The 21,062-nt window shown below is 29.5% G+C and carries 12 protein-coding genes and 1 pseudogene; 1 reads left to right on the plus strand and 12 read right to left on the minus strand.

What is annotated here, in order from left to right:
* Nucleotides 1-377: 377 nt before the first annotated feature.
* The 12 genes and pseudogenes from ACEWFJ_RS13880 to ACEWFJ_RS13935 all read right to left on the minus strand — a co-directional run bounded on the left by ACEWFJ_RS13880 (nt 378) and on the right by ACEWFJ_RS13935 (nt 17,402).
* Nucleotides 378-2,798 (minus strand): hypothetical protein, encoded by a 2,421-nt coding sequence (locus ACEWFJ_RS13880; protein ID WP_473688954.1) that lies wholly within the window; start codon nt 2,796-2,798, stop codon nt 378-380.
* The gene (locus tag ACEWFJ_RS13885; protein WP_473688955.1) at nt 2,767-4,290 is read right to left on the minus strand and encodes a tetratricopeptide repeat protein; all 1,524 of its coding nucleotides are present in this window, start codon (nt 4,288-4,290) and stop codon (nt 2,767-2,769) included. Before ACEWFJ_RS13885 ends, ACEWFJ_RS13880 begins: the two co-directional genes overlap by 32 nt.
* 363 nt (nt 4,291-4,653) lie before the next feature.
* Nucleotides 4,654-6,138, minus strand: coding sequence for a Gabija anti-phage system protein GajB (gene gajB / locus ACEWFJ_RS13890; RefSeq protein ID WP_473692495.1), 1,485 nt, complete (start codon nt 6,136-6,138; stop codon nt 4,654-4,656).
* 1 nt (nt 6,139) lies between these two features.
* Nucleotides 6,140-7,872 (minus strand): annotated as a pseudogene (gene gajA / locus ACEWFJ_RS13895) (Gabija anti-phage system endonuclease GajA).
* A gap of 367 nt (nt 7,873-8,239) precedes the next feature.
* Entirely contained in the window at nt 8,240-10,030 is a 1,791-nt protein-coding gene (locus ACEWFJ_RS13900; protein WP_473688957.1) for a hypothetical protein, read from the minus strand.
* An 8-nt stretch (nt 10,031-10,038) separates the two neighbouring features.
* Complete coding sequence (locus ACEWFJ_RS13905) at nt 10,039-10,914, minus strand: hypothetical protein (RefSeq protein WP_473688958.1); 876 nt, start codon at nt 10,912-10,914, stop codon at nt 10,039-10,041.
* 53 nt (nt 10,915-10,967) lie between these two features.
* A complete protein-coding gene (locus tag ACEWFJ_RS13910; protein WP_473688959.1) occupies nt 10,968-11,672 on the minus strand; it encodes a hypothetical protein in 705 nt (234 codons plus the stop codon).
* Nucleotides 11,673-11,677: 5 nt separating this feature from the next.
* Nucleotides 11,678-12,787, minus strand: coding sequence for a hypothetical protein (locus ACEWFJ_RS13915; protein ID WP_473688960.1), 1,110 nt, complete (start codon nt 12,785-12,787; stop codon nt 11,678-11,680).
* An 83-nt stretch (nt 12,788-12,870) separates the two neighbouring features.
* On the minus strand, nt 12,871-14,109 hold the full coding sequence (locus ACEWFJ_RS13920) for a hypothetical protein (RefSeq protein ID WP_473688962.1): 1,239 nt from the start codon (nt 14,107-14,109) through the stop codon (nt 12,871-12,873).
* Between the two features lie 795 nt (nt 14,110-14,904).
* Nucleotides 14,905-15,303, minus strand: a complete 399-nt coding sequence (locus ACEWFJ_RS13925; protein WP_473688963.1) for a DUF6262 family protein — start codon at nt 15,301-15,303, stop codon at nt 14,905-14,907.
* Nucleotides 15,304-15,439: 136 nt separating this feature from the next.
* A complete protein-coding gene (locus ACEWFJ_RS13930; RefSeq protein ID WP_473688964.1) occupies nt 15,440-16,516 on the minus strand; it encodes a tyrosine-type recombinase/integrase in 1,077 nt (358 codons plus the stop codon).
* Nucleotides 16,517-16,943: 427 nt separating this feature from the next.
* The gene (locus ACEWFJ_RS13935) at nt 16,944-17,402 is read right to left on the minus strand and encodes a DUF2262 domain-containing protein (RefSeq protein WP_473688966.1); all 459 of its coding nucleotides are present in this window, start codon (nt 17,400-17,402) and stop codon (nt 16,944-16,946) included.
* Between the two features lie 1,151 nt (nt 17,403-18,553).
* Between ACEWFJ_RS13935 and ACEWFJ_RS13940 the strand changes: the two genes are divergently transcribed.
* Complete coding sequence (locus tag ACEWFJ_RS13940; protein WP_473688967.1) at nt 18,554-20,767, plus strand: M20/M25/M40 family metallo-hydrolase; 2,214 nt, start codon at nt 18,554-18,556, stop codon at nt 20,765-20,767.
* The last annotated feature ends 295 nt before the right edge of the window (nt 20,768-21,062 follow it).

A 21,062-nucleotide genomic window follows, 5' to 3' on the forward strand; every position in this document is an offset into this window, starting at 1 on the left:
TTTAATTCAGAATTCCAAAACCAGTGTTTTAACAAATATCTAAATCATCTTTTACTTTTAGAAAGTCTACTACAAAATACCCATTATATCTTTTTGCAGTACTCCCTTTTTCCTCACCACTTGGGGCAACTATCCATCTATGGAAACACAGTCAAAATCATAAAGCTTTGTTCAAACCTATATATAAATTTTCTTATACAAGTATGTCTTTGTTCTGTAAATTTAAGTGTATCTACAAATTCTCTAAGTACTTTTCTAATGAAATGATTATGACAATACAAATATAAAAAGGTAAGTTAAAGTTAAAATTAAATGCTACCCTATATAACAAAAAAACAGCACTTTTTTATTAACTCTTTATAAATTAAATAAATATTCTAGTTCAACCAAAATTCCATACCTGCCCAATAAACAAAATCACTGTATTCATTATCTGCTTTTATTTTTCTTTGAGAATATAATAAGGCTTCATCTAAAGTTGTTTTATTCGATTTAATCTCTTCTAACATATTCTCTACAATAGAAATTGTTGACTTTGTTGGAACATCCCACTTACAAGATACAATATTCCCTTCAAAGTTCTCTAATAAATTCGTCCAAGTTCCAGAAGAATTCTCAGGATTTATATGATAAGGAGAGCTGCCCCTACAACTGATTAAAATAAAATTATTTATTTCTTTCATGCTACTTAAAATATCATCTAATTGTAATAGTTTATTTCTACCTTGAACTCCTATTGCTCCGTCAACTAAAGTAGAATTCGGATCAGCAACTCCATGCCCATATAAAACCACTGTATTATTAGAAGGTTCTTGTGCTAAATGACATAATTCAGTAACATCATCCGATTCATTCTCTATGATAATCATATTTTGATTAGTATAAGTTTTTAACCACTCATTTATTAAGTTTAAAGATGTATCTGTAGGCTTACCGTATACTCTATTTAAAACATTGAAAAACTCTATATTTGTATCTTTTTTATTCAAAATAACTTCATAATCAATGATATTTATTATTGAGTCTACTTTATCTATCAAACATGTTCCATCATATTCTGATATTAACATCGGATAGAGACCCATTTTAAAGTCTGACATTACATATACCTTTTTTACATCATTATTAGAAACATATTGAATTAAATCTTTTGCTATTAATTCCGATATTTGCAAGACTATATTCTTTAAATGTTTATTCGGATTATTTATTTGAATTAAATTACTAAATGAATATAATAATTGTTCTACTAAATCAATTTCATTAGTTATAAAATCAGATTTTATTATTAAATCTGATTTTGTAATTGTTAAGGTTAAAACAGAAAGAGGTGTTAGAATTACTTGATAAAATATTTCATTTTCCTCTAATGAATTCTTTATATCATTTAGGTCTATATCCCTAAATTTAGATAACCTTTTATAATATGGGTGTATTTTTTTTAATGCTAATGTTAATTCCTCAATTTCTTTAGCCTTTTTTAATAATAAGTCATCCATAGGATTATTTTCTTTAAGTAAATTTTTATATTCCTCTTTTAAAATACTTAAATTTTTTTCTAATTGAATCGATTTTGATGTGAGATTCTTATTACTATTGAACCTTTTTTGTTCAATAATGGATAATGGAGATAACTTAGGAATAATCTTTAATAATTTTTCTTCTAGAATGTTTCTGTGTTCCTCTGAAATATCATTAGTAGAATAAAGTCGGCTACAAATTTGTACATAAAATCTGTAAATTTCATTAGAAAATTCTGCTAGACCCGCTCTTTCTTCTTTATGGTCTATATCTCTTAATTTTTCAATATCTAATATAGAAACTTCTAAAAATTCTATCGCTTGTTTCATTCTTTTTTGATAGTAATAAAATTCCGCCCAATTATATAAAACTCTATATCGAATATCCATTCTATTAGACAAATTATTAATTATCTTTTCACTAAACTTTTCTATTAAAGATATGGCCTTTAAATTTAAATTTTGTTTTATATATACACCAATCAAATTTGTTATTTTAATAGCCCAATACATATCTTGCTTCTCTAAAGATGATACTTCTTTTTCAAGAATCTCGATACTTTCATCTGAAATATCACCAATAAGAGTTAATGTTTCTTTTAATAAACTATTATATTCGCTAATCGACTCTGAGAATAATTTCAAGATTTCTTTATCTTCATCCTCAATAAGTTTTTTGTTATCAGAAATAAACCTTGATACTAAATTGATACCTTCTTCAAAAATAGGATAAAACTCATTAATATTATTATTAATATTAAATTTAATTGCAGATATTAAACAAAGACTTCCCTCAACAATTCTACCAATTCTATATTGAGAGTTAGCCCATGCTATTAACCCTAAATATATACTTAAATATTTATATTCACCTGTCAAACTCGAAGAGTACTCAAACAGACTAATCGCAATATCATTAGCTTTTTGATTTTCACCTTTAAGAGAAAGAATGATTGATAAATAATATCTACACCATAACTTAGAATCCACATCATTAAATATTTCAGGTATACTAAGAGTCACCTTGACAAAATCTTCTAGACTATCATGATAATCTTCTATATTTACCTTACCCGATTTTATACGTCTTAACAATTTAATTTGTACAGCTTGCATTAAATGTTTATGTTCTTCATTAATATCAAAGTAATCAAGTTCGGTTTTTTCAACTAAATTTATATATGATTTATTAAATGAATGTTTTAAATCTACTTTGTTCAATATTTCAACAACTTCTACTAAACCCTTAGAAACACTTTTTTCTCCAAGATGAATCATTTTGAGATTCATCAATAAAATTTTTCCAAATAAGATACCCATTTTTCATATCTGAAAGAATTGGTATACTTTCTAAAATAACTCTCATTCTCTCTTTGATTAAATATAATTTATGATCATCTTTTTTAAATACTTTTAATTTCCCCAATGCTTTTGATGCTTTTATAGTATCCTTTAATATATCTAATTTAAATTTTGTAATTTCTTGAATTCTAGGTTCTTCTAAAGTAATATTAGCATCTCGTAATATTGAGTATGCGGTATAATAACTATCTTTATATTCCAACAAAAATGTTGCTAATCTACATCTAGCTTCATTAACTAGTACATTATTTTCATAATCGCTCATAATATACGCAATGGCGGCATTCTCGGATGGAGGATTACATATTAAATCGTTAATTCTTGCGACTAATTCATAATAGTCTCGCTGTTCTTTTACAAGAACTTTTAATTCTCTAAATATTTTAGCGGCTTCTTGATTTTCTCCCACTCTTGATAAATAAGTTGCATAAAATTCCAGTACAGCAGGATTTTTAGGATCTATTTTACGTGCGATTTCAATCCACTTTTTCTTAGTATCTAGATCACTATTCATATTAGATGCTAAAATAGCCTGAAGTAAACCATCTAAATATTTATCATTTTCATATAATTCATTTAGGATCGGTTTAGCCTTATCGTTATTTCCCTGCTGAATATATAAATTAGCTAATGTTAGTTTCTCTTCATTCCTAAGGTTTGTATAATTTTCCGCTAAAATAATTATTGCCTCAGTATAAGAGCCATGTTGTATATATGACAAAACTTTCAAGTAATTATATGTACTACTATCGAAATCACTTTTATGCTTATCTATAATTTTTAAGATTTCCTGTAAAGAAGTTATTGGGATTTGGTCTATAATATTTCTCTGAAGATTCTCGTATTTATCTGTTTGTCCACTCATTTCAATATGGGTGATAGAGAAGTTTTTTGCATACTCAGCTATTCTTAAAAATTCATCTTTAACTTTCTGGTTAACAGATATATTCAAGAAAATACCGCTTAATTTTTTTTGAAATCCACCATATATCTCCTCTAAATTTTCTATATAGTAATTCCAGTTTTCGGACTCCAAATGATGCACTTTAGACTGATAACCATTAAACTCTCCTTTTATAATTGATTTCGTTTTCGAATAATTTATAAGTTTCTCTCCACCTATTATGAAAATAAAGTCATTTTCATTTAACTTTTCACTGAACTCTTTGATATAAGAAAAATTTTTAACTGGTAAATCTACAATTTCTATTTTAGAAACTTTACTATCCATACTATCTTCTGCATTTTTTGTTTGATTTATTAAACCCTCTATATCTATGCTTGAATAATTAATTACATATAAATTTTCTTTAGGCATATCTTCAATGATTTTTAATAAAATAAATGAACTTTGCTTAACATTACCTGATGTATCTAAATTAACTAAAAAAGAATCTATTTTCTCCATATTGAACCTCCTAATAAAATAAAAACAGATGGCATACTAAATTATACCATCTATTTTAAAATATTTATTATTTTAACTATTAACTACACACGCAATATTATTAGGAATTACCTTCTTATATTTATTCTGAGCAGTCTAGATATCATTAAACAAAAACAATATTCATTCATTTTACTGTCTTATAAAGTTGAAAATACCATTTCAAATAAAACAAAAGACTCTAACATATTAATTATGATTAATATGTTAGAGTCTTTATTTTTAAAGGTTTTTAAAATTTAAGTCTTGATAACTTGGTGACATTGGTTATTTACGAAAACAAACTTTTATATTTCATCGTTAGTATATCAAATTTAAGTTCCCTTATATTGACTTAATAATATTTTTGATTTTAAGTTCTTTCATTAGCATCTCAATATAATCTGAGTACTTCTTATTATCCATAATTACAATTAATTTATCTTTTGCTCTAGTTGTAGCAACATAATGTTCATTAGTATCTCTATTATAGTGTACATTGTAATCACTTGCAGTAATAATGACTTGATTAAATTCTAACCCTTTTGCAGAATGTACAGTAAATATTTTATGTAAATATTCATTTGTATCAAAAGCTATGTCAAATTCATTCGTCATCATTACTTCTGTAAATGCTGTAATTTCTCTAGTATCTAAAGTAATTTCTAATTTAGCAAATAAATTAATTAATACCTGATTAATTAGTACCTGATTAATATCAGGAACAAGTAATTCATTAATTATTTTTTGTATCTCCTTAATTTCTCGTGAGCTTAGATTACCTACAATTTCAGCAGCTAAATCATATATTGAATATCTATCATTTTTAACATATTTAATTACCTCTTTTAAAAGAGTTGCATTTGGAGTTGCCCTATCTAATGGAGTTTGGGGAATAAAAATAAAATTAAACCCTTCTTCATTTAGTTCTTTCATTATTTCAACGGCTTGATTACGTCTCCGGACTAAAATCACTAATTCCTCATCTATGTTTAATACCTGCTTTGCTTCTGTTAACTTTAATAAAATATCTGAAATTGGCATATCATCTGCTATACTGATTACATTTTGAACCTCATTTTGTTCTTTAATTAAACTTCTAGTTTCTTCATTAAATAAATTAGAGTAATTTTGAATATCCTGACAGCATCGAAAGTTGGAAGTTAAATGATATTTATTAAAATCCGTAGAATTTTCTATAAGACCATTAAAATTTTCAGGTTCTGCTCCCCTCCAGATATAAATAGATTGTTTAGGGTCACCAACAATGAATAACTTAATTTTAAGCCGATCCTTTAAATACATAAATAAATTATGCATATCCTTATCCGAATCTTGGTACTCGTCTATAAATATCTTGAAGTATTTTGAAAATATATATTGTCTAGCGACAAGTGATCTTTTTAAAATATCTAAAGCCAATTGAAACTTAAAATTCTTTTTAGGATTACTATAAGTTCCTAATATATTTTGATATTTCAGCAGTTGCAGTCCCTCATCGTATGAAGCAAATTGGTTATCAAAATATTCAACAGTGAAATTGTCTGGATAATCGTTTCCAAATGCATCTTTAATAAACGGCCTAATAATTTCAGACTCGACAAAACCATCGTTAGTGCCAATAAAATTCCCTCTTGATGAATATCCTAATCTTCCCTCGATTTCTTTTGCTGCCTTATTTGTAAAAGTAACAGCTGCAATTGAGTAATGAGTTTTATTTCCTTTTAAATCAGCTTCAATTTTACTAACTAATATTGTTGTTTTACCCGAACCTGCTCCAGCAGTAACAAGAATATTACCCCCATCCTTTATTATTTGTTCTCTAGACATTTTATCCTCTATCACTACCCACCAACTCCTTTAGGCATGCAAATTTTTCGTGCTCAAAGACATCAAAACAATCTTTAGTACTTAAATTATTTACTAGCTCGACCATGTTAAATAGTTTACTTTTCTGTAAATAGTGCACGGGATCTTCGTTTTCAAAAATTCTTTTCATACTTTCACCAATTGCAGAATATAGATCATTTTCCAGATCGATTTCCGATAAATATATTCGTTCCCCTAAGAATTCCCCTACTTCATTTGTATATTGTTTAAAAATCTCTTTTTTCTTTCATTAAGTCTCTCTTTTTTCTTTTTACCCTTTATATCTTCAGGGATTTCAATAGTAATCTCATCTAGATTTTCACGTCCTAACAAGTTTAAGCATCTATTTAATCCTAGTAATTCGTATACACCCTTTTTCCTTTTTTTGATTTCAAATCATTATCCGTTTTAATTATATGGGTTATACCTAAATCATTTAATGTACACACATAATGATTAAAATACGTCCCTCCTACTTCAAGCAAGAAACCTCCATTTAATTCATATTCTGGTTCTACTTCGTCTAAAACCTTTTCAAATAATATTTTTTCTGAAGGACCTTCTATTAAAAGTACTCTTTCAGCAAATAGAGCCGATGATAATGCTTTATTTAGCTTTTTCTTGACACTTCCATAGGCTTCTTCCACATTATACATGTGGGAAGAACATACAACTTTTTCAGTTGAATGGACTCTTATTAATCTTGTATTATCCATTTCATAAAGAAGTTCAGGAGAGTGAGTGGATAAGAAAAAATATTTATATGTAGATTGTTCAAATAACTGTTTTGATAAAGCAATTTGCATTGACCTATGTAGACTGATTTCTGGTTCCTCAATTAAATAAATAACAATTTTATCCTCATATTTTTTCTTAGCCAGATAGTTATATATAGAGTAAGAAAGCATTTTTCTTCTACCATCCCCTGAGGTTGGATAATAATTAGAATCACCGTCTTTTTTTATATATGGAATAATATCTGAGAAAAATCCTTTAATTGCCATTTCGGACTTCAACTCAATAGAAACCTCTTCTTTTTTTAAAGACCTATATTCACTTGTTATCTCTTGCTGGAAACCTTTAATAATTGTCATTTCTCCTATTTGTTGATTTACTTGATCTGTTAAAGATTTAATATTATTTAAAATCCCTTCATCTGATTCATTACCCTGTGACTCTTCAAAAATATATTTTTTATTTTGGGCGAACAATTTGTCTAAATCAACAAGAGGATTTATATAAATCACCTTAAATACATTATCTAACGCGTTTATGTTCCCTCTCCCTGGTATATCTATTAAATTATCTAGTTCCGATCCCCATTTTAAAATTATGTTCCCATATAATTCTTTATCATCATATTTAGATTCTAGTGCGATATAAAAAACATCTGCATTTGCCGATGTTCTAGCACCCTTAACCACTGAAATAAGTTTTTTGTATCTTCATCCTTTTCATAATCAGACAAATCAAGTGTTAAAATAATTTCAATTTTTTTAGAAGTGTCATGTTTATGATAATCAGATTTATTAAAACCAAATTTCCTTATCTCTTTATCTAAAAGAAATCTCAATGCATATAAAAAATTTGTTTTTCAATATCATTCATCCCGAAAATCACATTTTTATTATCTAAATTTATATTTACTTTTTCAAAATTCCTGAAGTTCTTTATTGTAATATTACTGAATTTCATTATTCATCACCTTATCTTCTTAATTATTTTATTTTTAATATATACCTTCTTTAATTCTGTTCTTATCCCTGTATTTTATAAATAGTTAAGCAAGCTGCTCCCCCTCACTATGATCCCATCCTCAATAAATAAAAAACCATGTATTTCTACATAGTTTTATTATACAATAAATTTCCATTAAATTTTCCAGACAAAAAACTAAGTCCCCATAATCCAAGAAACCATTTTGAAGAAAAGTTAAGTAAAATGGTTTCTTTTTTAATTTTGATAAAATATTAATTATGGTTTTTGACAACTATTGTTAAATATTACTATTATTAAACTCCAAATTTAGGCATTTCCTCAACATTGTTAGCTAAATAACATGTTAAGTTGTTTTTTTGATAATCTTATTTATTAACTCCTTGTTACATACCCACCTAGATAGAATTGGTTGTCTGAAGTAACTTTCTTGAAGTAACTTTCTGTGAGGGTATACCAATCGCTCAAAATACATAACTTCATTATCATCTTTATCAACCCAAATTAAAGGGTTATTTTTTAAAGGTTTAATTCCAAATAACTCTCTGAAATATTCAGATGGATAAATCATACAATTTCCATACATAAAAGAAGTGGAACCTACAATTGCGTTCGTTAAACATACTCCTGTTTCAAAAACATCTTCATATTCTATTTCAAATAATTCGTCCATATTTGACATAATGCTCCCTGGATTCAAAGTACGTGTTATGGATCTATCTTTTATTAATATCTGATTAGAAATCATTTTCAATGATTCAGTATAAATTATCCCGTCTTTACGATCAATTGGATACCATAAACACGCTCCTATAACCGCTTCTGTGTCTTCTATATTTTCATGTGCTATTTTTTCAAAGAAAGACTTAGAGGTAGACAGAGCATTTTTCTTTAGCAATCCTTTTAATTCTTCTTCAATATCCCAAACTTCGCTATTCGATAGTTTGGGCATTTCTGAAATAACCCAGGTATCATCCATATGTAAAAGAGATTGAGCTTTGATAGAAACTGGTACATATTTCCATCTCTCTTTTTTCTCTTCACCGTATAAAACCTCAGCTTCTGCTTTTATATGATTCAAAGGATAAAGAAAGGAGTCTCCCGGCCTTGAAAAATCCCCAATATTCCCTTTCATCTCATCATCTATATTAAGAGCCAAATTGTTAAGGAAATAAATAAGATCTTCATTGTCATCAAACGTACTTCTTTCCATCACTACAAAAAAATTCCTAATTGAATTACTTATATTTGATTGATTAAATATCGGCGGAATATTATCCGGTATTATATAGTTTTTAGCTTCTGCATTATACTTAATTTTTTCTATTCTCTTTTCTAACACTGCATTATAATTTTGGAGAATTAAATATAATTGAATTACTTTATCAAGTTCATTTGCCTTTAAATATTCTTGTTCAATAATTGGAACTAATTTATAAAACCCTTTTATATTTTGTTGGGACCATCTTTCTGAGAGTTTTAAAATAAATTCTTTTTGACTGAAATTATAAGTAGACCATGCTTCTGAAATATATTCAAATAACTCTGGATACCTTTCCATGAGCAATTGAATTCCTTGTATACTTATCTCAATCCTATGCGCATTTCGTGTTTCAAATTGTTCCATCAATATATTAAGAGCAAACTCTTGAATAGTTTGTGGCTGAGGAAGATTAGTAATAGACTTTTCATAATAATCGAATTCCTCCAATAAATATCCACATCCCGTAATCCAACAATAATGGCACTCTACTTCGTTATCAAAGATTGTTTGCAGTAAATCTATATCTAGTTCTTCCAAAACCCATTGAAGAATAGAATTCATATTGCTACTACAAGTATAATATTGGTCACTATCTCCTAGGGTAATGTAATTATGAGCTGCTAATTCCCATGCAATATTAGCCCCTAAATACCTAATAATCTTCTGAACTATTTTACTACAACCTGAATTTTCCCACGCATAACTCTCCAAACTATTTACCACAATTTCAAAAAATTCATTAGCGATTTCTTCAGACATCATTTCTCGATCACAGATAAGTTGCCATCCTATATCAATATAAGTCCATTTTGACGATTCAAATGATTCATATTTAAGAACTTCAATTAATTCACTATTGGATAGGCCGCTCAATTTTTCTATTATTTCTTTTTTTCTTGTTCCCTTCTTAATGAATAATCATCTGAACTTTCTTTATATCCAATTTCCTCCATACTAGTAGCTAATGAACTATGATTTTTTGAATTTTTCTCAAAGATTAAATTTATATCTTTAATGCCTAGTTCCTTAGATTTTTGGATACACGTGTTATAAATATTTCGTATATCTCTTCTATCATCTTGATTATACCAAGAGAGAATACCACAACTAAGGTACCAAAGAGTTAAGATTTCATCTACCGTCTTTGCACTGTTTATTAATGTGAGTAATTGATAATATAATAATTCTAATGAAAATCTAAATTCACGATCTTGTTGTCTGAATGACCATATTTCTTTGAATCCACATTTTACGGCTGAATTAGCTACCTCTTTCTGAATTTCAAATGAGGCTCTATTACTTCCCTTCATATCAGCCACATATGATAATTTATATAATTGAATTCCCCTAGATTCCCATTGGGAAGGATCAACAATTGAGATTTTTTTATAATATTCTAAAAGAGGCCATAAGGCATATTCTTTATGATCAACGTACGCCACTACATCCCATTTTATCTTATTGCTTACTTCATTCATTAATTCTGGAAGCACTATTCCACCATATTTCATAAAATGATTATGAGTATCGTCAAAACCGCTGCCTTGGAAAAGATTAGATCCGTGGGGACCATATAGCTTACTTATATAATTTCTAACAGTCTCATTTCTATTATTCTTCCCTAAAAAATCTAATATAACATCTTTATAATACATCCCTAATTGGTTTTTATTAAACAAATGTTCTTCAGCTAATTGTATTAAAATATCTATATCAATACACTTGTTAACCCACTCTTCTTTCAAAGATAAAAACAAGAGTAGAATAAACCCTTCTTTAAAGTCAAATGTTCTAACATGTTGAATATCCCCTAAAAAAAGTTTTCATAACTTTCAAATATCAATTTCTTGTCCAACAATTGTTTTGCTTTTTCATTACATTTTTTAGCTCTTCCTAAGATTATTCCTTGTCTTATTAAAGTTTTCAAATAGTCAAAATCACGATTTTGTCTTTCAATAGGGTCTATTAACTTATATATTTCTCCTGTAACTATAGATACATCCATATTCCAGTGCTGATACCCTTTAATAACTGACCATAAAATAACTGTTAAACTTGTTTCATTTGTTATATAAGTAATAGGTTTAATATCGGTATCAGAAACTACATCATCTAGATTAATAACTTGACCGGAATCAATCAAACAAACCATCGCTAAAAGTTTGCTATTCAAATTTAGATTACCATTAATTAGAGGTTTTAAAATCGCATTAAACTCCCTAGTACCATATTTAAATAAAATATTTTGCAAATTTTCTTCGATACATTTATAGGACACTCCGCCATACCTAATTAGTTCAATGGCTTTTTTTATTTCATTCTTTTTTAAAAGACATTCAAAGTATATTTCATTAAATTCAATTGAAACATTAATCTCTTCATCTGAATATTCACCTGACTTTATAATTACATACTCACGTTCAAAAATTACTGAGAGTTTCCCCCATCTTTTCATAATATCTTTAACTACATTGGCATCCCACGTACCCATACTTTCTTCTTGATTTTGTTCCAAAGTTCTTATGAAAATGGGGGTGTTAAATTCTCCATCCATAAATAAAAAGTTGATTTTGCACGTAAATAAGAAATTTGATCTTTATAATTTATTAAGTCTTCACAAAATACTAGCATGTCACGATATTCATATAAATTCTCTTCTGTTAACATAGGTACATTCATCTCGTAACTTTGTAAAACTCTTGAATACGATTTGTCAAGAACCTCATATTTCCGGTCATAATATTCGAAATATTTATGGTGTTGCTGTAATGTATTTATTGCTAAATACACACTGTGAAACAGTTGCCAATCCTTAGAATCTAAAGAAGATTTATAGGCTAAAGATGCATATTCATTTAGCTTCCTTCTTGATATCCCCTCAGCTAAAGAATGAATTACAAATTTTGAATCAAATACTTTTGCAATTAAATCCTCCCGCCCAGCACTTACTAACATTGGTATCAAATTGACTAAACCATCTACGCCTTTATTATGTGCCATATAATATTCAGCTAATTGTAAAGCAATTCTCTTATATTTAGCACTGTCTTTATTAACAGTTGCCATCAAAAATATTCTAAAATCATTATGGTATAATGCATATTCATTTTGATTATCAATTTTTTGAATTAATGGGTAGAGTGAATCTAGTAATTCTTCCCAGTCTTCTTTAAGAAAATTAAAGTTGATCGCTTCACTTAGCATTGCTGCATCCAATCTTCCATTTAATAAAATAATTGCACTAGCAACAACTGTATCTGGAAAAGCAAATCCCGTTCCCATTGCATTCAAACGCTTTGATACATGTTTCCAAATATATGTATAATAGTTAGTAATATTGCTATTGATGTGCTTTTCATCTAAAATTCCACTTAATTCATCGATATTATTGCAATTTCTTGCTTCTTCTATAGCAAAAACTACAGATAAGTTATTCCCTTTAGTTTTTGCAAATATAAATTCTGCTAAGACATCAATACTTACCTTATAATTTAAATTTTTTGCCAGGATCAAATCTTTGATATCTACTATTGTTAAAGGAGATACTGAATAATGTTCAATACCTGATGTTTTATTTTTAATCCACAAAGGGTATTTATCATACATATCTGCTGGTTGTCCAACTATCACTATGCAAACTCCTTCTGGAATCTCAGAAGGATTAAATAAAGAGTTTAAAAATGTCACTTCCATACTAGACCTTGCGGCATGGTCTATACCATCAATACATAAAATCGTTTTTTCATTTGTTTTTTATATAGTAATTCGGATAAACGCAGTACTTCACTACGCATTTGTTCAACAGTACATAGGGCATTAACAACTGGAATATTATATTTATGTAGCTGGTTTTTAAAGTATATTCTTAATTGGATTAATAAGTCATTCCATAGTGACTCCGCTGTGCATAAACCTTCATCTGAGTTATAAAATTTCTGTTCAGGTGATATAGGTTTAAAAGTATGGTATCTTGCAGTAAATAAATTGTGATTTAACTGTAAATAACTTATTAAACTAGTTTTTCCGCTTCCAGGCTCTCCTGAAATAAACACAACTCGTTTATCTGTATTTTTTAAATTATAAATTAAATCATCACAAAATTTTTTCCTACTTTCAAAAAAAGGATTAGGATAAGGTAATTTATGTTCACCATGTTCCAGATCATTTTCAATTGACATTACATTAAATACATCTTCCAGAGTTACTTTAACATTTTCTCTTCTAGTAGTTGTCCATATTCTTAGATTTGAGCATAATTTATCAAATAAATTCTTAGCAACAACATAATCACACTTAAATGCTTTTTGTAGAGACTCCAACATATTCTTTTCTAAATCATCTAAAGAGCCTTCATTTGACCTTATTTGTAATGCTTTAACAAACCGTAAAACTTGAGAATCATCTTCTCCAATTGCATCTCTAAATTCCATAAATTGCAATTTCAGATTTTCCTCAGTAACTAGTTTGTCAATCTCTTCCAAAGACAAGCTTTGATTTAAAAAAGTTTGAATTTGTTTTATAAATTTAGCTAATGGAATAGCAGTATACTCTTTATTACCAAAATTCCTTTTTTGCTGCTTTACTCCCAACCCTCTATTCGTATATAAAACAGGAATAATTTCTTTTCCTTCAAGCTCCTCTGCCTCTTTCCAGCCCTTAGCTAATGCAGTTATTAAGCTCTCCTTTATCCTCACATTTTCTTTTTGGGTTGATTCGATAAGCTTATGAAAGGTTAAATTACTTTTACCAACATTCCCTATTTCATGCTTAACTTGGTAACAAACTTCCTGTTTATTTTCAAATCCAACAATGACATCATCTATTGTATTATGTACATCCGATTGAAACATCACATAGGAAATACCGTTATCTGGATTTATCATTTTTATAATTTGTTCTAATCCTACATACCATTCATACCAATATGGATCTCCTATTCCTGGTGTAGACATTATTCCATTCCCCACTTTTCAATTTAAATTATTTAATGTTTTTTTCTCCTACCTGTAATATATTTAGAGAAAAATGTCTAATTTATCAATTCCTGTACTTTGCACTTCATTACGTTTTTTCAAAAAAATCGTATTAAATAAATTAGTAAATATGAAACTGATTAAAATATCGTAGGCTCTCCATCATCATTCTCTCTAAATTAAAGTAGACATATCATTAAAGTTAATTCTTACATTATCTGTGTTATCTCTAAGTTTTTTAATATCAATGTTTATACATCGCCTCAAAAAACTTAGGTACATATTAAATATTATCATATTCAAAGTGAAAATCCCCTTTTTTATACCATGCCGAGCCTTATATCACCTATATTTATAGGAGCATATTTTCAAACAAAACTTTACTTTTTAATTAGGATACCATCTCTAATAAGGGGAATAAACTCTTAATAATTCGGATAACAATGGATATTACTAGAATAGTTATCCTACCGACAATAAATTTAATTTATCTTTATACTTCAGAATATTCGATTCCAAGTAATCATGTGTTCTTTCTATTTATTACTAAATAACGATTTTATCGATTTCCTTAAACTTTTAAACGCAACAAACATATAATGTTCTATCACGCATATAGACCTCCTTTTTCATTACAATAAAATAGTTGTGTTCTTAAAATACTTTTCACCTTTATTAAGTACCGTATATATATTAGCAAAAGAGTAATCAAAATTTACACTAAATCTATTGAAATTACATATTTAAACAATTCATTTATTTGTTAATAATAATCTATTTAGTAACTTGATCGTCTAATAATTCATTAACCTGTATCCCTCGAACATGAAGTACTCTTAATAAATTTAAATACTTGTACAAAAGTTTTTCATTTTCTTTCTTTTGCTCCTCATACTCATTTATAAAAACTCGACTTCTAGATATTTCCAGTTCTAATTTCTCCTGTAAATTAAGCATCTTTGTTGTTGCTTTTTCTAACCTTTTATTGATGCGCTGCACCTCTTTTTCTAATTCTATGATTTCTCTATTGTGTTGCATTTTACTTATCATTTTATCTGAATGAGAAACTGGCCCTATCCACTGCTGATCCCATATCGTTCTTAAATGCGGTTTATAAATAGCCGTTTTACTTAATCCTGTCATTTCTATAATTTTTTCAGGTCGAATAATCACACCTTCCCCTTCTAAATCTTTTAAAGTCTGAATAGCCCACTTTACTTTCTCAATGGATTCTTTCCGTTTTTCTCTTGATATTGCATAAGACCTGTATTCATTTTATCCCCCTCTATCTTTCAGCAAATTTTATATTTTATTTATCTACAATATCTGTTTGATACTGCTCTATACCTTTTTTACATATCTTAATTATCCGTTCTAAATAGCTAACATTTCGTATGGCATTTTCTAACTGAGAGGCTCTTCTTGTATCCGTACCAATCCTTTCTATTACAGCTTGCCAGTATTCATATTCTTTTTTGTAATCATCATAATAATCGGCTCTTGGAATAAACCATTCACATGCATAGCATTCAAAAAGTATAGAAGTTCCTTTAGGGTTACACCCAGATATATCGCCGCATATTCCAACACCTTTTTTCCCATTTGCTTCCCATGTTAAATATTTGTTTAAATCCTTTGATAAGAAGTTTATTGTTTGGGTGTCAAGATTCATAATTCTTCCTTTAAATGATACTGCATTATTTTCTATGCCTTTTAGTTTTCCTATATTTAAATGGACTTCTTTTTGTCTCTCTTTTAATTGATGTAAGTAATGAGAGGGCATGTTAATATTTTTATGTCCCGTTAACTTAACTATTTGCTCCATGGTGTAACCAACTTGATACATTCTATCTGTAACTGCATTATGTCTGAACTGGTGGGATGTCACATTGTATGAATCTCCATTTTCATCAACTACTCCAATAACCTTAGCAAGATTTTTCAAGTATCTATTCATTACAGTAATGCTTAAATTTCTTATGAATTCATACCGCTTATCATATCTAACTTCTATATTTCCATCAGTACCATTACGAAATGTAAAATATTTCCCAATGAATAAATAATCCTTTTTGTCCCCCTCTCTTAAAGGATATTTCGTCAAGAGGTATTCTGTTTGTTCTTGCAGGTTCCGAATTAGCTCCACTACAAATTTTCCATGTCCAGAATAAATAACTGGAATTGCTTTAGTTTCAGGCTCATCATAACCACCATTCTGTTTAAAAGTAGGTACACTAATCGTATATTCACTATAGAAAGATTTTAAACAATTCCTTTTCATACTCAATATCTCAGTTCCTCTATTCGGAAATGATCTTATTAACCAATAATAAGTACGAAATTCTAGAGGAATATTCATTTTCATATTTTTCATTATCCTATCCATTTTTTGTATAACAAAAGGTGGTATACTGCGATCTTTGGCATTTCGAACTTGTTTAAAAGGATTTATAGTTTTCGTTGGAGCATTAATAGAAGTCTTTTAGTACACTATTAAAATACATTCTTTCTAAGCTATAAATGAAAAAAGTAAACCATTTTATTTGGTTTACTTTAGCATAACAGAACGGAAGCAACGACCTCTACGAACAGATTACAAAAAAAGAGCCTATATCTTTTATTACTTAGAATTTAAGATATAGGCTTTTCTTATCAAGCCCCTAAAGGCTTAATGTATATTTAATAATGTGGTAGATCCTTTTTCTAAGATGACAAAGAGTAACTAAAAACCTGTTGTTTTGAAATAAAGTTTGATTAAAAGTATCGTGCAAACCTAAAGTTATCATTCTTACAACATTTTATGTAATTAAAAACTACACCTCTGCACTTAATAACTTGTAATCATTGTCAAAAGAGGTATGTATCCTGTGTCCTCCAAATAAATCTCCATCATGATATTCACAGTATATATCATTTGCTCTAATTTGGATGTCATAGAGGGTAATTGCTTTTTCAAATTCTTCTTTAGTTACATTATATTCTCCTGCATCTACTGCATCCCAATTTAAATGTTCAGCATTCTCATCATACTCAGGCCAAAAGTCATTTTTGTAGTCAATCAATTTCTCTGCAATGGCTATTTTAGCCTTTTTATCAAATTGTTCTATGCATAAAAAAAGTATCTCTGCTCTTTTAATCATTTCATTAACATCTACATTTTCATTGCTAATATCCAAATTCCAATGTATTTTCCCCTTATTTTGCTGATATGCTTTACAAGCCTCATTAAAGGTAAATACTCCAATCAATTCACTTTTTATTAATTTTTCCATCCCCTAATTTCCTTTCTATTAATATAATCCTCCATTAATTACTCTTTCTTAAATTAAACTATTCGTTAGTTTAAGAGAACACTTCTCATTCTCATCTAAACTTTAACATAGATATCCAATTTTATAAAAAGGGATTGCTCAACTAAAAAGCACTTTATCTGAATAACATGACAGCTGCTTTTAACAATCTTATTGTCCTTTAACAATATATATTTAAGATCTTGTTGTGTAGAGATAATTAAGTTATTTAATACTTCTTTCAAAAAGACAAAGGAGATACTACATTTTAAATAGTATCTCCCATTAAAGTTCTTTAAAAATATTCATTTCAGCATAATTGTGATATTAAAACAGATTTTACCCACATTTTAAATAATTCTAATAGATTCATTTTTAACTCCTTATTTTTAATACATACCATTATACTCTCTTGAATAATTTGATGTCTTTTTTATTATCCTAAAAACTCAAAAGACCACCTATAAAATAGTAAGTGGTCTCGCAATCTTTAAAGAGATAGGAATTCCGGTTCATCTTTTATGCAAACGGTTAAACTTTTTTCAAAACGGTGCAACTTTTGTAATTTATCAAGACCTAAATTGTAAAAAGTCTTAAAAAATAAAGGGTGGTACATATTAGTCATGTATAATATGTACCACCCTTGTACTTCTTGTTCCACAATCGCGCCCTATACCAAAAGAAAAGGCACAATTCATATTAGAGAATTGCCCCCGATTGCTTAAATAAGATACTTAACTAGGTATATTTTATTTCATCATCTCATTATAAATATAGAGACTATATAATGCAGGTATCAACAAACCAAGAGCAAGGAAAAGAACAGAACAAACCACCACGCTTATTCCAAAAGAACAAAATTCAATCTTATACTACCAAGAATAATAACGGAAATACGGCAGTCATGAAAAAGGAAGCTGCCAAAACTTGAATTTACTTGCTTTATCTAAAATCGTCCCTGGTTGATTGTTTACACTTTATACTTCGCTAGAAAAAATTTTTCTCAACTTTAAGGAGGAAATTTAATTGGAACCAGTGCCATCTACCCAAACGAAGCTACAAGCTCGTGAAGACACGAAAAAAATGCACTTATTTTCATTGCTGTTGTGGCTATTCTTATTGGAACTATTTTTGTGAGTTTATTACAACTTCAGCCACCAAAGGTTGTACCAGCTACTGGTTCAGCAAATGAGTTTTCTGCAGAGAGAGCACTCTCCCATTTAAAAGAATTTGCTGTAAAACCACATCCTCTTGGATCGGTAGAACATGACAGAGTTCGAGACTATCTTGTTCACAGTTTAGAAGAGTTAGGATTAAATCCTGAAATCCAAAAAGCCAATTCTTTAAATAGTATTGGCAGATGGATAGTAGGCGGCACAGTGGAAAACATTGTTGCCAAAATAGAAGGAACGGACTCTACAAAAGCGATTATGCTTGTTGCACATTATGATTCTGAACCAGGATCACCAGGTGCAGCCGATGATGGCGCCGGAGTGGCTGCCATCTTAGAAACAGTAAGGGCCTTAAAGGAAATGGCACCTCTTCAAAACGATGTCATTATACTCTTAACAGACGGAGAAGAAAATGGATTACTTGGAGCAAAAGCATTTGTAGAGGGACATCCTTGGGTAAATGATGTCGGATTAGTGTTAAACTTTGAGGCACGGGGAAACGAAGGTCCCTCTTTTATGTTTGAAACAAGTGATAACAATAGTTGGCTAGTTAAGGAGTTCGTTCAAGGTACTTACACACCTGCCGCTCATTCCTTCCTTTATAGTTTATATAAGCAAATGCCAAATGATACTGATTTCAGCGTGTTTAAAGAAGCCGGTCTTAAAGGATTAAATTTTGCCTTTGGTGATGGGGTTAGCCATTATCATACAACCAGCGATAACTTTCAAGAGCTAAGTTTAGAAAGTCTCCAGCATCACGGCGAATATATGTTACATCTTGTCACCCATTTTGGAAACGTCGATCTCACTCAAACTCATGAAGGGAATCAAGTTTTCTTTAACATTTTGGGTTCCAACATGATTACCTACTCAGACAAACTTGTCATTCCGATTATGCTGTTGGCGGTTATTCTTTTTGCCGTTACGGCCGTACATGGATATTGGCTTAAGAAACTATCCCTTCTTGGAACATTTGCAGGTTTTCTTGTTTTCATTATTGGCATCATCGGGTCTTTTGCCATCGGATCAGGATTATGGTCCGTACTCACCTTTATTTTTACGGATCAAGAATGGTTAATGGGAACCGATAAGACGGTTGGTACCCTTTACTTCATCAGTTTTTCCATTATTATCTTTGCTTTCTTGACTATCCTTTATGGGTTGGCTCATAAAAAAATCAAAACAGGCAGCTTAATGATGGGTGCCTTATTTCTTTGGTTAATCCTTTTAGCTGCCTCGAGTTTTCTGCTCCAAGCAGGCAGTTATGTGTTTGCGTGGCCACTATTATTTGCTCTAATCTGCGTCAATATTTTGATTCGTTTAGATGAGCATTCATGGAAGAGTTATCTTGTTACAGCTGGTTTTGCCATCCCGGCATTTCTTATTCTATCACCAGTTATTTATCTCTTTGAAGGACTCATATCCATGCATATGGCTGGTGTGCTCATGGTCCTTGTTTCTCTTTTAGGTGCCATGCTGGTATCTATTTTCACCACCTTAAAAATAAAATTCAATTGGGTGATACCATCCATCTTCTTAGTTACAGGATTATTGGTCATGATCACTAACAGTATCAACCTAAATAACATGCCGACAGCAGAACATCCACAAGCAAGCGATATTGCTTATTTTATGGATGCAGATTCAAACAAAGCATATTGGGCGGCCCGTCAGCCATTAGATGAATATACATCGAATTATATTAATGAAAATGTGAAGAAAGGCCATACGTCAGAATTTTTTCCTATTTTAAACTGGGATGCAAGTTATACCCAGGCTGATTTATATAGCATGGAAGCACCTAGTGTGACGGTATTATCTGATAAGGTTGAAGGTACCAAGCGGACAATAGAATACCAATTGAAAACGAATCGCAATGCTGAAGAATTGTTAATGGAGTCTTTTTCAACGATGAATGTATCTCAACTGATCATCAATGGAAAAGAAGTGGAGTTGAAGCAAAAAGAATTCACAAAGGAATCGCCATTTGAATTCAATTACGTTCTAGGTCAAGCCGAAGAGTTACATGTAAAGGTAACCGTAAATGCTAAGGATTCTATAGAGTGGATGATAGCCGATCGTTCTTACAGCATTCCAGAATCAAAAGGGGAACGGTCGTCAAAATACAGTACCTATGGGGATAATTCATACATCATGAAAACGATTAAACATTAATGACCATTAAATAAAGGCCGACATATACAATGTTTGATTCTCCAAACTAGTATATGTCGGCCTTTTAATACGATTGACTGCTTGTAAAACATCGGGAGGTATTTGAATGGAAATTAAATAATGAATGCCATTTAAATGGTAAAACTTGAACAATAAAACTCAATTACTTATGATACGGTTCACCACCATTAACCTTAAACTAATTTACCTTCTGTAAAATCGGCAACACTTCCTCAACAATCTGGCCCTTTAGTGGAGTAACTTTATTGCTACTCAACAGTTTCTTAATCTGCCT

Source organism: Bacillus sp. EA-CB0995, from assembly GCF_055814245.1.

What these genes read in the sequence shown, in the direction of transcription:
- ACEWFJ_RS13935 (WP_473688966.1), bottom strand. Translation starts at nt 17,402, where the DNA reads ATGGAAAAATTAATAAAAAGTGAATTGATTGGAGTATTTACCTTTAAT.
- ACEWFJ_RS13920 (WP_473688962.1), bottom strand. Translation starts at nt 14,109, where the DNA reads ATGTCTACACCAGGAATAGGAGATCCATATTGGTATGAATGGTATGTA.
- ACEWFJ_RS13885 (WP_473688955.1), bottom strand. Translation starts at nt 4,290, where the DNA reads ATGGAGAAAATAGATTCTTTTTTAGTTAATTTAGATACATCAGGTAAT.
- ACEWFJ_RS13930 (WP_473688964.1), bottom strand. Translation starts at nt 16,516, where the DNA reads ATGGATAGGATAATGAAAAATATGAAAATGAATATTCCTCTAGAATTT.
- ACEWFJ_RS13880 (WP_473688954.1), bottom strand. Translation starts at nt 2,798, where the DNA reads ATGATTCATCTTGGAGAAAAAAGTGTTTCTAAGGGTTTAGTAGAAGTT.
- gajB (WP_473692495.1), bottom strand. Translation starts at nt 6,138, where the DNA reads ATGTCTAGAGAACAAATAATAAAGGATGGGGGTAATATTCTTGTTACT.